Source organism: Streptomyces collinus Tu 365 (assembly GCF_000444875.1).
Classification (GTDB): domain Bacteria; phylum Actinomycetota; class Actinomycetes; order Streptomycetales; family Streptomycetaceae; genus Streptomyces; species Streptomyces collinus_A.
Window position 1 is genome coordinate 3,277,779 of sequence record NC_021985.1, and the last position, 13,181, is coordinate 3,290,959.

Here is a 13,181-nt window from a genome sequence, read left to right on the forward strand (position 1 = left end):
GGGGAAGCGCCGACATGCCGACCTGCCCGAACGGACACCAGTCGGGTTCCGACGACTGGTGCGAGGTCTGCGGTCACCGCATGGCCGGTGCCGTGCCCCCGCCCCCTCCGCCGCCCCCGGCCGGCGGCGGCTACGGCTTCCCGCCCCCGCAGGGCGGTCCCGGCGGCCGCCCGGCCGGCGGCCCCGGCGGGGCCGAGCCCGAACTGTGCCCGCAGTGCCGCACGCCCCGGGAGGGCGGCGCGCCCTTCTGCGAGGAGTGCCGGTGGAACTTCCTCACCAACACGGCCACCTCGTACACCCCGGCCGCCCCGCGTCCGGCCCAGCCCCGCTTCCAGCCGCCGAGCGCGACCTACGGCGGCGGCGACTCCTACGAGTACCAGGGCTCGCGGCCCTCGCAGATGAACCGGCCCGCCGAGCCCATCCCGTCCTTCGGCAGCGAGCCGTCGGGCCCGACGCCGTTCGCCGGTGAGCGCGGCCGCTCCGGCCCGCCGCCCACCTCGGGCGGCCAGGGCGGCCCGGACGCCTTCGGCGGCGCCCGGCGCCCGGCCGGTGCCCCGCAGGGCTTCGGCGGCGGCCAGGGCGCGGGTCCCGGTGGTCCTGGTGGTTCTGGCGGTCCTGGTGGTTCTGGTGGCCGCGGTGGTCCGTCCGGCTTCGGTGGCGACTCCGGCGGTCCTGGTGGTTCCGGTGGCCCCGGTGGTCCGTCCGGCTTCGGTGGCGACTCCGGCGGTCCTGGTGGTTCCGGTGGCCCCGGTGGTCCGTCCGGCTTCGGTGGCGACTCCGGCGGTCCTGGTGGCCGCGGTGGTCCGTCCGGCTTCGGTGGCGACTCCGGCAATCCTGGTGGCTTCAGTGGCGCCCCCGGTGGTCCGGGCGGCTTCGGTGCCGGCCCGGGTGGTCCCGGCGGTTCCGGCGGTCCGGGCGGTTTCGGTGGTGGTCCTGGTGGTCCGGGTGGTCCGGGGCAGGGTCCGGGTGGTCCCGGCAACCCGTCCGGCCCGCCGCCCTTCGGACGCGACCCGTTCGGCTCCGAGTCCTCCGGCCCCGGCGGGTACGGCGGTCCCGGCGGCCCGGGTGGTTCCGGCGGCCCCGGCGGCACCAGTGGCCGTGGCGGCCCCGGTGGCCCGTCGGGCTTCGGTGGCGACCCCTCCCGTCCGGTTCCGCCGCCCGGCCCGACCCCGCAGGGCGGCCCCGGTGGCCCGGCCGGCGGTGCGCCGCAGGCCTTCCAGCAGTCCGCGCCGCCCGCCTACCCGCAGGAGACCGGCCGGCCCCCGGCCGGCGGTCCGTCCTTTGGCGGCGCCGAGGACGACTGGGTGATCTCCCCGCCGTCCGGCGGCCCCGGGCAGGGCGGTGGCTACGGCTACCCGCAGCCCGGTGCCACCCAGGCCCCGAACGGCCCCGGCTACCCGCAGGCGCAGCGTCAGCCGGCCCGCTGGACCGCGACCATCGGCCCGGACCGCGACTACTTCATGGCGATGATGCAGCGCTCGGGCCCCGAGGCCGCGGGCCTGAACCTGCCCGCGTACTCGCCCGAGCAGCAGCGCGCGCTGACCGGCAACCAGGTCACCATCGGCCGCCGCCGGCACTCCACCGGCGACACCCCCGACATCGACCTGTCGGTGCCGCCGGAGGACCCGGGTGTCTCGCACCAGCACGCGGTGCTGGTCCAGCAGCCGGACGGCGGCTGGGCGGTCGTCGACCAGAACTCGACGAACGGCACCACGGTCAACGGCTCGGACGAGCCGATCCAGCCGTTCGTGCCGGTGCCGCTGCAGGACGGCGACCGGGTGCACGTGGGCGCCTGGACGACGATCACCGTCCACCGGGGCTGACGATCACCCGCTGCCGGGGCTGACGCGGCGCACGGGAGCCGCTCCGCGCGAGCGGCTCCACGGCCTGCAGGTCACGGCAGGGGCCAGGCGTACGGCCCCTCCGGGTCGTCCAGCCAGGCCCAGGCGTGCGCGCCGCCGACCGTGACGCCGTAGCGCTCCCGGCCGGGGCCGCCCTCGCGCTCCCACAGCCCGTAGGCGTCCCGCGGGTCCAGTACGCCCCTGGTCAGAGCGAGCAGGAAGCGGAACGTCTCCTGCTCCCCGGCGCCGGCCGGCAGCCCGGCCAGGGACACCGCCGCGGGACGCCCGCCGCCCGCGCCGCGCAGCGGGACGAAGTAGGCGGCCGCGGGCAGGAAGCGGCCCTCGGCGTGGCCGTCGTGCCGGACGGTGAGCGCGAGCAGACCGGTGGCCAGCGGGGTCAGGATCCGGGCGCCGGGACGGCACTGGGCCAGCCAGGCGCCGGGCACCGTGGGCAGCGCGCAGGTGGCGATGATCCGGTCGAAGGGGGCGCGTTCGGGCACTCCGCGCGCGCCGTCACCGGTGACGACCACCGGGTGGTGACCGGCCGCCGCGAGGTGCCGGGCGGCGGACTCGGTGATCTCCGGTTCCAGGTCGACGGTGGTGACGAGGTCGTCGTCGCCGAGCCGGTGGGCGAGCAGGGCGGCGTTGTAGCCGGTGCCCGCACCCACCTCGAGGACCCGGTCGCCCTCCGCCACGCGCAGGGCCACCAGCATCCGCGCCATCAGCGAGGGCTGGCTGCTGGACGAGAGCAGTTCGCCGTCGCGCAGCCGGGTGGCCAGCGGGACGTCGGCGTAGGCGCCGCGCACCCAGCGCTCCCGCGCCCCGGGGTCCGGGCTCTCGCCCCAGCGGCGTTCGTAGCCGCCCCGGACGCCGACGTAGTAGTAGGGCACGAACAGGTGCCGGGGCACCCGGGCGAACGCCTCCCGCCACACCGGGTCCTCGTCCCAGGCCCCCTCGGCGTCGATCTCCGCGACCAGCGCGGCCCGTGCCTCGGCGGCGAGCTCGTCGATCCCCGTGTCGTGGACGCCCATGGGTCCACAGTAGGGGCGACGGTCCTACGCCTTGAGTCCTCGGTCACCCGGTCTGAGACGATGGACGGGTGAATGAGATTCGGCGCGGCACGCTTCAGGAGCAGACCTTCTACGAGCAGGTCGGCGGGGAGGAGACCTTCCGTCGGCTCGTCCACCGTTTCTACGAGGGAGTCGCCGAGGACCCGGAGCTGCGGGCGATGTACCCGGAGGAGGACCTGGGCCCGGCCGAGGAACGGCTGACGCTTTTCCTCATGCAGTACTGGGGCGGCCCCACCACCTACAGCGAGAACCGCGGCCACCCCCGGCTGCGCATGCGGCACGCCCCCTTCACCGTGGACCGGGCGGCGCACGACGCCTGGCTGCGGCACATGCGGGTGGCCGTCGACGAGCTGGGGCTCTCCGAGGAGCACGAGCGGACGCTGTGGAACTACCTGACGTACGCGGCCCAGTCGATGGTGAACACGGTCGGCTGATCTCCCGTGCGCGGGGCGCGCGCAGGACCTCGACGGGCTGCCGTCGCCTGGTCCTTGACCGTCCGGCTCGGGCGCGGGAAGCGGCGGGCCGGTGAAAGCAGCCGGGCACGGTCGGCATCCCGGCCGGCGGGTGGAACAGCACGGCCCGGCGGGGCCGGTGAACGCACCCGGCGGCCGGCGCGACGGGCGCCGGGAACGGCGTGCCCGGGGGCGCCTGTGCGGGCCGCTCGGTGAGCGCCGGCGGACCGGCCGCAGGTACCGCCGACGGGACCCGGTCAGCGGCTGGGACCGGCGGGCACGGGGAGCCACGCAGCCGGCAGGCCCCCTCGGGGACCGGGCCGGGCGGTGCGGTGGGCGGTCGGTCGGTCGGTCGGCTAACGGACGCTGATGCCGAGGGTGCCGAGGCCGGCGCGGCGTACGGCGACGGAGCCGTACGGTGTCCGCAGCCTGAGCCACGCTCCGGAGGAGAACAGCGCGGTGTCGGCCGCCCCGACGCCGGGCCGCAGGAAGCCCAGGGACTGGGCCGCGTGCACGACCCGTACCGGGAGCGGGGTGCGCTCTATCTCGCGGGACCAGATGTCCCGGCCGATCCGGTCCAGCTCCGCGCGGGTGCGCAGTTCCGGCGCCATCTCCTCGGTACGGGAGCGGAACTCGGCGACGGCCTCGGCGACCCTCGCCCGCAGCACGTCCGGCGCCGGCAGCCCCGGCTCGGCCCGCCAGCCGCCCCGCGGCGGCAGGAGCCCGGCCCACGGCGGTCCGGTGACCGCCGCCGGCACGGCGGCCGTGGCCGCCCGCTCGTCCAGGGACTCCAGGAACTCACCCGCGGAGACGGTCACGTCGAGGGTGACGTCGAGCCCGTTCTCGTACGGCTTCGCGAGCCGCACCGCGCGGACCGCCAGCACCTCGAAGGACGGCGGCCGCCCGAACACGGCGAGCGCGGTGCCCGCCGCCTGCAGCCGCACCGCCGCTCCCCGGTCGTAGTGGAGCAGCCGGGAGAGGAAGGCGGCGAGGTCCGCCGCCTCCGTCTCGTCGGCGAGGTGGAGCACCGTCATGCGGCGACGGCCTCCTCGGCCGCGTCGTCCGTGTACCCGAGGAGGAACTCGCGCTCCTCCTCGGTGATCCGGCGCGGCCGCTGGGCCTCGAAGTCGAACGGCACGACCACGGTGGACGCCCGCACGTAGACGACGTCCTCGTCCTTCACCTCGTAGGTGATGGTGAAGGACGCGGCCCGGATCTGCGTGATCCACAGCTCGATGTCCACCGGGTGGTGCCGGTGGACGAGCTGCCGCTTGTAGTCGATCTCATGGCGCGCCACCACGGACCCCTGCTGGAAATCCTTGTCCGGGCGGAACAGGAAGTCGATACGGGCCTCCTCCAGATAGCGGAGGAACACCACGTTGTTGACGTGGCCGTACGCGTCCATGTCCGCCCAGCGCAGCGGGCAGCGGTAGAGGTGCCGCAAGATCGATCAGCCCCGGGTCAGCTTCTTGTAGGTGGCACGGTGCGGGCGCGCGGCGTCCGCGCCGAGGCGCTCGACCTTGTTCTTCTCGTACGACTCGAAGTTGCCCTCGAACCAGAACCAGCGCGACTCGCCCTCGTAGGCGAGGATGTGCGTGGCGACCCGGTCCAGGAACCAGCGGTCGTGGGAGACGACCACGGCGCAGCCGGGGAAGTCCAGCAGCGCGTTCTCCAGGCTGGAGAGCGTCTCCACGTCGAGGTCGTTGGTGGGCTCGTCGAGGAGCAGCAGGTTGCCGCCCTGCTTGAGGGTCAGCGCCAGGTTGAGGCGGTTGCGCTCACCACCGGACAGGACGCCGGTCGGCTTCTGCTGGTCCGGGCCCTTGAAGCCGAACGCGGACACGTACGCCCGGCTCGGCATCTCGACCTGGCCGACGTTGATGTAGTCGAGCCCGTCGGACACGACCTCCCACAGCGTCTTCTTCGGGTCGAGGTTCTCGCGGCTCTGGTCGACGTAGGAGATCTTGACGGTCTCGCCGACCTTGATGTCACCGGAGTCCGGGGTCTCCAGACCCTGGATCATCTTGAACAGCGTGGTCTTGCCGGCGCCGTTCGGGCCGATGACGCCCACGATGCCGTTGCGCGGCAGCGTGAAGCTGAGGCCGTCCACGAGGACCTTCTCACCGAAGGCCTTGTTGAGCTTGTCGACCTCGACGACGATGCTGCCCAGGCGCGGGCCCGGCGGGATCTGGATCTCCTCGAAGTCCAGCTTCCGCATCTTGTCGGCCTCGGCGGCCATCTCCTCGTAGCGAGCGAGACGGGCCTTGGACTTGGCCTGGCGGCCCTTCGCGTTGGAGCGGACCCACTCCAGCTCTTCCTTGAGCCGCTTCTGGCGCTTGGCGTCCTTCTGGCCCTCGACCTTGAGACGCGTGGCCTTGGTCTCCAGGTAGGTGGAGTAGTTGCCCTCGTACGGGTAGGCGCGGCCGCGGTCCAGCTCGAGGATCCACTCGGCGACGTTGTCCAGGAAGTACCGGTCGTGGGTGATCGCCACGACGGTGCCCGGGTACTTGGCCAGGTGCTGCTCCAGCCAGTTCACCGACTCGGCGTCGAGGTGGTTGGTGGGCTCGTCGAGGAGCAGCAGGTCGGGCTGCTCCAGCAGCAGCTTGCAGAGCGCGACGCGGCGCTTCTCACCACCGGAGAGGTTGGTGACCGGCCAGTCGCCGGGCGGGCAGCCCAGGGCGTCCATGGCCTGCTCCAGCTGGGCGTCGAGGTCCCAGGCGTTGGCGTGGTCCAGCTCCTCCTGCAGCTTGCCCATCTCGTCGAGCAGCGCGTCGGAGTAGTCGGTCGCCATCAGCTCGGCGATCTCGTTGAACCGGTCGAGCTTGCCCTTGATCTCGGCGACACCCTCCTGGACGTTCTCCAGGACGGTCTTCGCCTCGTTCAGCGGCGGCTCCTGCAGCAGGATGCCGACGCTGTAGCCCGGCGACAGGAAGGCGTCACCGTTGGAGGGCTGCTCCAGCCCTGCCATGATCTTCAGCACGGTCGACTTACCGGCACCGTTCGGGCCGACGACACCGATCTTCGCTCCCGGCAGGAAGCTCAGGGTGACGTCGTCGAGGATCACCTTGTCGCCGTGCGCTTTGCGCGCCTTGCGCATGGTGTAAATGAACTCAGCCAAGAGAAACCGTCCGGCAGCTTGAAATCTGGCAGTGGGCAGATACACCCCATCTTGCCGTACCGCCACCCCTGTGCGGAAACGCGTCTGGCCGGGCGGCTCTGACCTGGGCTTTCAACGGCGGCGCAGGTGGCTCGCCCGCCAGTGCCGGTCGCAGGTCGGCCTCGGCCACCCTGGCACGGCCCGGAGACGGCCCAGAGGCGGCCAGGGACGATCACTCCTCCTCCGCCTGCCACTCGTCGAGCCGGACCCTCACCTGGTGGTTGCGTGCGTCGAGCCAGTGGACGACGCCCGTGACGGCGGCCCCGAGGGCAGGCAGCTCCATCCCAGCCAGCCCCACGGCATCGGGCACACCCTCTATCCGTATGAAAGCGTCTGGCTGGGCGGCTCTGACCTGGGGCTTCGTTCCCGGCAGCGATGGCAGCACGGGTGAAGCTGCGCGCGAGGACGGCGAGGCACGCGCACGGTCGGCGTCGGGCTCGTCACGTGGGGACGTAGGTAAGAGCCGCGCGTTGATCGTCCCTCTGCCTGAACCGGGACGTGTCGAACATGCCGGTTGAATGCGTGACAGCGGCTTGAGCAGCAGAGAAGCACCCGCGGCAGCGGAGCAGCAGCGCCCTCTACGTGACAACGAGCAGGACGATCCACATGACGGCGGAGAGAGTCGGAAGCGCGTAGGCGATCAGCGGCATCGCGCTGGGACCGGAGATGCGGCTGGCCGTATAGGTTTCCGCGTAGTCCGCCAGACGCTCGGCGGTACGTCGTTGGATGGCCCGGTTGTAGCAGTGATACCGGTGTCCCACGTATGCCCAGATGGTGGTGAGAGCGAGCCCGAAGCCGGCCAGGACACGCGCTGCCGCGTGTGTGGAAGCCGAAGTGGCAGTACTGCTGTACGCCACCGCCAGCAGAGATTGCGCGACGAGGAACAGGTTGCCGCGCTCGAAGAGCATGGTGTCGGTATGCAGATGGTGCTCCCACAGACGGGCATCCGCGTCTCGCCGCTGTTCGTCGGTCTCTGGCGTCGCCATGCGGGAGGTCTGCCCGCGGCGTCAGGGGAATAGTCGGCTCCGGCAAGGCTCGCGCAAGTCCCCTGGCGTGGACGACCTGTGCCGCGGCTGCTCTACAGCGACCGCGAGTGTGCGCTCACCTCGGGGGATTGGCCGCCAGCCGGCAGGCACCGTTCGCGGCGCCGCCCGGCACGCCGGCCCCGGTCAGGCCGCTCACACAGCCTTGCAGGTCATTGTGCACACCCTGGGTGCACGCCGTTCTGACGGCGTCCGAGACCTCGACGCCCGCTCCCTGGACCAGATTTGTGCAGGCCGGGATGTCCGCATGGGCGGCCGGGGCGGTGAACACCGCGCCGAGTGCGAGGGCCAGACCGGTGAGGAGGCCGGCTGCGCGAGACGACGTGCACATGGGAGCCACCTGCTCTCCGGAGTTGGTCGGGACCCGACCCGCGGATTCAAGGCGCCAAGTGGCGAACGTGGCACCGCGCGTGCCGAGTCCCCGGCCCGGCGAACCCACAGCCCGGCGGTATCTCCCCTCCCCCACCCAACGCTAGAACAGCCCGTCGCCGTGCGCATTTCGGTCCGGCCGCGGGGGAACTCCCTGCGGGGCGAGCACAAGCACCTCAACGGTGCTGCTTCGCCCGGCCGGCGAGCTGGACCGCAGGTCGTAGGCGCGAGTACGCACCGCGTCGGGCTGCTCCGGCGGCGGTCGTTCACGCTGTCTTCGCCGTGCCGCTCGCCGCCGCCCGCGGTGGCGCCCGTCGGTGGAGGTGGGGCGACAGGTGCGGGCAGGCGGCGGCTGTGGCGTGGGGCACCGGGTGGTTACCAGGCCAGGGCGTCCTGTGCGTTGTCCTGCCAGTAGGTGACGACGGCGGCGCTGTTGAAGAAGACACCGCCGTGGGGCAGGTTCAGGGTCTTCTCCTCGGCGGTCGCGCCGCCGCTGCGGTTGGTGAAGATCACGCCCAGCGTCGTCTCCTTGGCACCTCCCTCGCCCTCCGGGGACGACGTCAGGATGCCCGCGTAGGCGGACTGCCCGGGCTCGAGCGTCACCACGGCCTGCGGGGTGGTCTCGTCGGCCCACGCCAGCGGGGCCTGGGCGTCGGCGCCGGCCCGCAGGAAGGGGGCGTTGTAGGCGTAGCAGGGCTTGGTGCCGGTGTTGGTCGCCTTGAGCAGGAGGTGGTTGATCGGGCGGGACACCTCGGTGACGGTCACCTTGGTGTTCGCCGCGGTGCAGGTGACGACCGAGGCCGCCTTCGTCGCGGCGGAGGCCGTCTGCGCGGCGGCCTGGACACCGGCGAGCGCGAGGGCGGCGACCACGCAGGAGGCGGTCGCGCGGGAGGCGGAACGAGTGACGATGCGCATGGAGGAACTGCTTTCTCTGTGGGGCCGGAAGGTGCCTTCCGGTGGTGTGAGCCGCGCCGATCGGCCGCCCCTTTCCCGGTCGTGCCGCGTGGCGCGCGCCGGGCGCGCCGGAAACACTGACGGGGAAGGGGAGTTGAGCAGGGCCGATCACCGTGCCCGGCGAGGCGCCGTGCTTGGATGACCCAAGCCTGTGCCGTGCGGTGTCCCATCGGCCATTCCATCGGGGGGTGTGGGACGCCGGGATGCGCGAATCGGCTCTGACCTGGGTGAACGTGACCTCCCTGGGATGTCGAACGGAATGGGGAACTGGTGGGGGCGGCTGAGGAGATCGCCGAGTTCGCGGCGTTGCTGCGCGAGCTGAAGCAGCGATCCGGGCTGAGTTACGAGGCGTTGGCGAAGCGGTCGCACATGAGCACCTCGACGCTGCACCGGTACTGCAAGGGGGAAGGGGTTCCGGCCGACCTCGCGGCCGTCTCCCGGTTCGGCCGCGTGTGCAGGGCGACCCCCGAAGAGATGGTCCAACTGCACCGGCGCTGGGTCCTGGCGGACGCGGCACGGGAACGCGCCCGCCGGGCCGCCGCGGACGCGAAGCAGGACTCCGCCGGCCGGGCCACGGAGGCCCCGGCCACAGCGTCCCCGTCCGGCTCCGGCCCGGAGCCACGCTCCGCGCAGGCTCCCCCGCACACGGACCGGCCTCGGCAGGAGGCCGCGTCGGACGCCCCGCTCGCGCCACCGGCCGGTCCGGCGACCACACCCGCCGCCACCGTGAGCGGGCCCACCGATCCCCCCACCGCCATGAGCGGGCCCACCGAACCCTCCGTCGCCGGCGGGCCGACCTGTCCCTCATCCGCTGCCGCCGGTGAGCGGGCCGCTTCCCCCGCCCCCACGATCGGGCACACCGGTCCTTCCGGCTCCGCCGTCGAACCGGTGGCGGACACCGTCGTCCTCGCTCGCCGCACGCCGGCGCTCATCCGGTCCGCCCGCAGGCGGTGGGCCCTCTTCGCGGCGGGCACCGTCGTAGTCGTCGCCGTGTGCACCGCGCTCGCACTCGACCTGAAGGGCGGCGGGACGGACCTGGCGGAGAACGACCGGCCGGCCGGCACCGTGACCGCTTCGGGGCTGCCGGAACCCGCCGCCTCCACGCCCCGTCCCTCGGCGTCCCCGTCCCCGTCCGCCCGCCCGAGCCGCTCCCCGGCCTCGGCCTCGGCCTCGGCCTCCGCCGCGCCCGGCGCCGGGCCCTCTGCGCGCCGGACCGGCGCGGGCGACGGCGCTCAGGACGGTGCGGCCGTCCCGCTCACGGTGAGCACCCGGACCTACGCCTGGGACGACCCGCAGTGCGAGGGAAAGTACCTGATCGACCGGCCCCCGGCCCGGGTCTCACCGCCGGTGATGGGCCAGGACGTGCCGGGCTGGGTGAAGGCGCAGGGTGCCGTCGCCGCCGACGCGCAGCGGGTGGCGCTGACCGTCCAGGGCACCGGGGACGACACCGTGGTCATCGAGTCCCTGCACGTCCGCGTGGTCGACTCGAGCCCGCCCCCGGCCTGGAACGCCTACCTGGGGTCGTCGGGCTGCGGCGGGGGCGTCGAGACGAGGTCGTTCGACACCGATCTCGACGCCGGTCATCCCGTCATCGTGCCCAAGGCCGGCCAGCGCGATGTCCCCTACAAGGTCAGCCAGTCCGACCCCGAGGTGCTGTACGTCACCGCCCACGCCCGGACCCACGACGTGCGCTGGTACGTGGAACTGCAGTGGTCCAGCGGCGGCCGTCAGGGAACCATCCGGATCGACGACCATGGCAGGCCGTTCCGCACCAGCGGCAGTCCGGGCCGTCCGGTCTACGAGTACCTGCTCGGCGGCACCGAGTGGTACCGGGTGGAGGGCAACTGATCCCCGGGGCCCCGGCACCGCCGACCGGGGCGACGGCGTCGGCACAGACGCCGGGCGCGGGGTCGGGGTCGTGTGGTGCAGTGCCGTGCAGTGCCGTCAGTCGGCCTGCTCGATCTCCTTGCGGCGGAGGAACACCAGGACCGCCCCTCCGATGACGACCAGGCCGATGGCCACGCCGGCGATCATCGGGGTGACCGCCGAGCCGCCCGTCGCGGCGAGGTCCGTGCCGGGCGGAGTGGTGCCGCCGCCCACCGTCGCGGGGGACGGCTCGCTCAGGGTCTGGGTGCTCTCGGTGGTGATCGCGCCCTGGGTCCTGCAGTCCAGGACTCCGGTGAACCGCCGGCTGAAGCCGTTCGGGCCGGTGACCGTGAAGTCGTACGGCTGGTCTTCCTGGAGTGGGACCGTCACCGTGCGGGACGTGCCGACGGGGATGGTGTGCTCCGCGCCCATGAGCTGGAAGGTGAAGGGCTGGTCGCCCTTGTTGGCCGCGGTGACGTCCACGCCGCCCTTGGCGCAGTTCTTCCGGGCCGACACCGCCGGTACGGCACCCTTGGCCGCCCAGGTCGCGGTCGCCGTCGCGGAGACCGTGGACTCGCTGGAGCCGGCCAGTATCTGCGTCTGGCTGCGACTCTCGGAGGCGAAGGCGCGGCCCACCGGCACGGTGGTGGAGCCCTGCACCGTCAGCTCCACCGAACCGTCCGCCGCGTCCTCGGGTACGTCGAAGAACAGTTGGCTGCCGTCCTTCGCCGAGGTGATCACCTTGCCGGTCTTGTCGATGATGCGGACTCCGCCGGCGGCCGCGTCGACCGGCGGACTCACCGTCACGCTGCCCGCGTTGGTGTGCACGGTCACCGGGCCGAGGAGATCTCCGGGGCGGCCGGAGACCGCGGGCGGGTCCAGGGTCAGCGAAGCCTGCGGCTCCCCGATGCCGCGGGCGTTCTTCTCCAGGTAGTCGGCGAGCTTCTCGGCCCGGGGGTCCACCGCGTCGACCTTGGCGCCGTCCGAGTAGCGCCAGATGGCCACCTGGGTGCCGGCCGCCGCGTCCTGCTCGGTCAGCGAGCCGGCGCCTGCCTGCCGGGCGAGCGCGGCGAGGTCGTTGACCTGGGGGTAGGAGTTCTGCAGGATCCAGCGGATCTTGCCGGCGTTCCTGTTGGTGCCGAGCGAGGTGCCGCTCCAGGACGTCTCCTGGTAGGGGGCGTCACGCTGGGTCGGGTTGTGTATGTCGACGCAGTACGTCTGCAGCATGCCGCCGCCGTCCACGGACATCTGGAACAGCCCGGCGGCCACCCGCTGGTCGCCGCCGTCGCCGTGGATCACTGCCTCGCCGTAGGTCTTCAGACCGTCGATCGTGGCCGTCGCGCCGCCCTCGGGCTGTGGCGTCCCGTCGGCCACGGCCGTACCGGCGCCGGACAGCACCCCGGCGGCCACCAGACCGGACACGAGCGTCACGGCGCCGAAGCGGGCCGCCGTCCGGGCGGACCGAGGAAACCCAGAGAACGCAGCAAGCACAGAATTCCCCTTCGAGCAGGACCCGTTGGACGTGGGGGAAGGTCCCACCAGCAGAATCGGCAGCCCCAAGGGGCACGCCCGGCATCCTATGAATCACACCGGGCCGAGTCGGCCGGTCGGATCGTCCGATGGCCGTTCCGATCCGCAATCGTTATCGCCGGTACGGGATGTGAGCTGGGCTTATCGACAAATCCACCGATTCTGTCGAGGTGTTCGCGGGACACGTTCGGCCGTCCCAGGCCGGAAGAGCCCGCCTCGGTGGGGCCGACAGCTCGTCACGGACCGGCCTCCGACCCATCTCACGTCATGTCACCATCGCTGGCTCCGGGCTCTGTTGGAGCGCCTCGCCGTCCGAGGCGTCGGCTACCGGTGTCTCCCAGTCCGGCTCCGGACGGGCCACCGCGGGCGCCGCCGCCGACGCCGTCTCCGGCCTGGCGGCGCGCCGGAACACCGTGGTGCCCCGCGCCAGGTCGTGCCCGATGGCCACCGCGTCGATGTCGGCCGACACCCAGGTCTGGCCCTCGCGCTGCTCCGAGCGCACCTTCAGCCTGCCCTGGACCACGACCGGCTGCCCGACCTCCACCGAGCCCATCACGTTGGAGGCGAGCTGGCGGTTGGCCCACACCGTGAAGAAGTTGGTGTGCCCGTCCGTCCAGGCGCTCTTCTCCCGGTCCCAGTAGCGCGAGGTCACCGCCATCCGGAACCTCGTCGACGGTCCGGCCGCCAGTTCCCGGTACACCGGCGGCGTCGCCACGTTGCCCACCACGCACACCATGGTCTCGTTCATCGTGATCCCCTCCCTCGTCCGGCCTCTTCGGCCGGTGGACACACGTACGGGCCCGTCCCGTACGGCGGCGTCCGCCCTGCGGCGTGATCGCCGTGGCATCAGACTGCCTCCGTCGGGCCGGGCCCGCTGAGCGCTGTGGACCGGTCCTTGATCT

12 protein-coding genes are annotated in these 13,181 nt (G+C 72.9%); 3 read left to right on the forward strand and 9 right to left on the reverse strand.

What is annotated here, in order from left to right:
• The first annotated feature begins 14 nt into the window (after positions 1–14).
• Positions 15–1,823: an FHA domain-containing protein gene (locus tag B446_RS14160; RefSeq protein ID WP_020940128.1), complete on the forward strand. Its 1,809-nt coding sequence runs from the start codon at positions 15–17 to the stop codon at positions 1,821–1,823.
• A 71-nt stretch (positions 1,824–1,894) separates the two neighbouring features.
• Here B446_RS14160 and B446_RS14165 read toward each other — a convergent pair whose 3' ends face one another.
• The gene (locus B446_RS14165) at positions 1,895–2,872 is read right to left on the reverse strand and encodes a methyltransferase domain-containing protein (protein ID WP_020940129.1); all 978 of its coding nucleotides are present in this window, start codon (positions 2,870–2,872) and stop codon (positions 1,895–1,897) included.
• Positions 2,873–2,940: 68 nt separating this feature from the next.
• Between B446_RS14165 and B446_RS14170 the strand changes: the two genes are divergently transcribed.
• A complete protein-coding gene (locus tag B446_RS14170; protein WP_020940130.1) occupies positions 2,941–3,345 on the forward strand; it encodes a globin in 405 nt (134 codons plus the stop codon).
• 374 nt (positions 3,346–3,719) lie between these two features.
• Here the strand turns inward: B446_RS14170 and B446_RS14175 are convergent, their stop codons facing one another.
• The 6 genes from B446_RS14175 to B446_RS14200 form a co-directional block, all read right to left on the reverse strand.
• Positions 3,720–4,397 carry a hypothetical protein gene (locus B446_RS14175; RefSeq protein ID WP_020940131.1) on the reverse strand — a complete coding sequence of 226 codons (678 nt, stop codon included), beginning with the start codon at positions 4,395–4,397 and terminating at the stop codon, positions 3,720–3,722.
• Complete coding sequence (locus tag B446_RS14180; RefSeq protein WP_020940132.1) at positions 4,394–4,807, reverse strand: acyl-CoA thioesterase; 414 nt, start codon at positions 4,805–4,807, stop codon at positions 4,394–4,396. The genes B446_RS14175 and B446_RS14180 overlap by 4 nt, the downstream gene beginning before the upstream one ends.
• A 6-nt stretch (positions 4,808–4,813) precedes the next feature.
• Complete coding sequence (gene ettA / locus B446_RS14185) at positions 4,814–6,478, reverse strand: energy-dependent translational throttle protein EttA (protein WP_020940133.1); 1,665 nt, start codon at positions 6,476–6,478, stop codon at positions 4,814–4,816.
• A 617-nt stretch (positions 6,479–7,095) separates the two neighbouring features.
• On the reverse strand, positions 7,096–7,503 hold the full coding sequence (locus B446_RS14190) for a hypothetical protein (protein WP_020940134.1): 408 nt from the start codon (positions 7,501–7,503) through the stop codon (positions 7,096–7,098).
• A 115-nt stretch (positions 7,504–7,618) separates the two neighbouring features.
• On the reverse strand, positions 7,619–7,891 hold the full coding sequence (locus tag B446_RS14195; protein WP_020940135.1) for a hypothetical protein: 273 nt from the start codon (positions 7,889–7,891) through the stop codon (positions 7,619–7,621).
• A 413-nt stretch (positions 7,892–8,304) separates the two neighbouring features.
• Positions 8,305–8,844 carry a DUF4232 domain-containing protein gene (locus B446_RS14200; protein WP_020940136.1) on the reverse strand — a complete coding sequence of 180 codons (540 nt, stop codon included), beginning with the start codon at positions 8,842–8,844 and terminating at the stop codon, positions 8,305–8,307.
• 309 nt (positions 8,845–9,153) lie between these two features.
• Between B446_RS14200 and B446_RS40755 the strand changes: the two genes are divergently transcribed.
• The gene (locus B446_RS40755; protein WP_020940137.1) at positions 9,154–10,731 is read left to right on the forward strand and encodes a helix-turn-helix domain-containing protein; all 1,578 of its coding nucleotides are present in this window, start codon (positions 9,154–9,156) and stop codon (positions 10,729–10,731) included.
• A gap of 96 nt (positions 10,732–10,827) precedes the next feature.
• Here the strand turns inward: B446_RS40755 and B446_RS14210 are convergent, their stop codons facing one another.
• Both B446_RS14210 and B446_RS14215 read right to left on the reverse strand, forming a co-directional pair.
• Positions 10,828–12,180 (reverse strand): Cys-Gln thioester bond-forming surface protein, encoded by a 1,353-nt coding sequence (locus tag B446_RS14210; protein ID WP_020940138.1) that lies wholly within the window; start codon positions 12,178–12,180, stop codon positions 10,828–10,830.
• Positions 12,181–12,544: 364 nt separating this feature from the next.
• Positions 12,545–13,027 (reverse strand): single-stranded DNA-binding protein, encoded by a 483-nt coding sequence (locus B446_RS14215; protein WP_020940139.1) that lies wholly within the window; start codon positions 13,025–13,027, stop codon positions 12,545–12,547.
• Between the last annotated feature and the right edge of the window lie 154 nt (positions 13,028–13,181).

Excerpts from the sequence above, each read along its gene's own strand:
- B446_RS14165 (WP_020940129.1), bottom strand. The coding sequence starts at position 2,872 with ATGGGCGTCCACGACACGGGGATCGACGAGCTCGCCGCCGAGGCACGG.
- B446_RS14200 (WP_020940136.1), bottom strand. The coding sequence starts at position 8,844 with ATGCGCATCGTCACTCGTTCCGCCTCCCGCGCGACCGCCTCCTGCGTG.
- B446_RS14215 (WP_020940139.1), bottom strand. The coding sequence starts at position 13,027 with ATGAACGAGACCATGGTGTGCGTGGTGGGCAACGTGGCGACGCCGCCG.
- B446_RS14160 (WP_020940128.1), top strand. The coding sequence starts at position 15 with ATGCCGACCTGCCCGAACGGACACCAGTCGGGTTCCGACGACTGGTGC.
- B446_RS14190 (WP_020940134.1), bottom strand. The coding sequence starts at position 7,503 with ATGGCGACGCCAGAGACCGACGAACAGCGGCGAGACGCGGATGCCCGT.
- B446_RS14175 (WP_020940131.1), bottom strand. The coding sequence starts at position 4,397 with ATGACGGTGCTCCACCTCGCCGACGAGACGGAGGCGGCGGACCTCGCC.
- B446_RS14195 (WP_020940135.1), bottom strand. The coding sequence starts at position 7,891 with ATGTGCACGTCGTCTCGCGCAGCCGGCCTCCTCACCGGTCTGGCCCTC.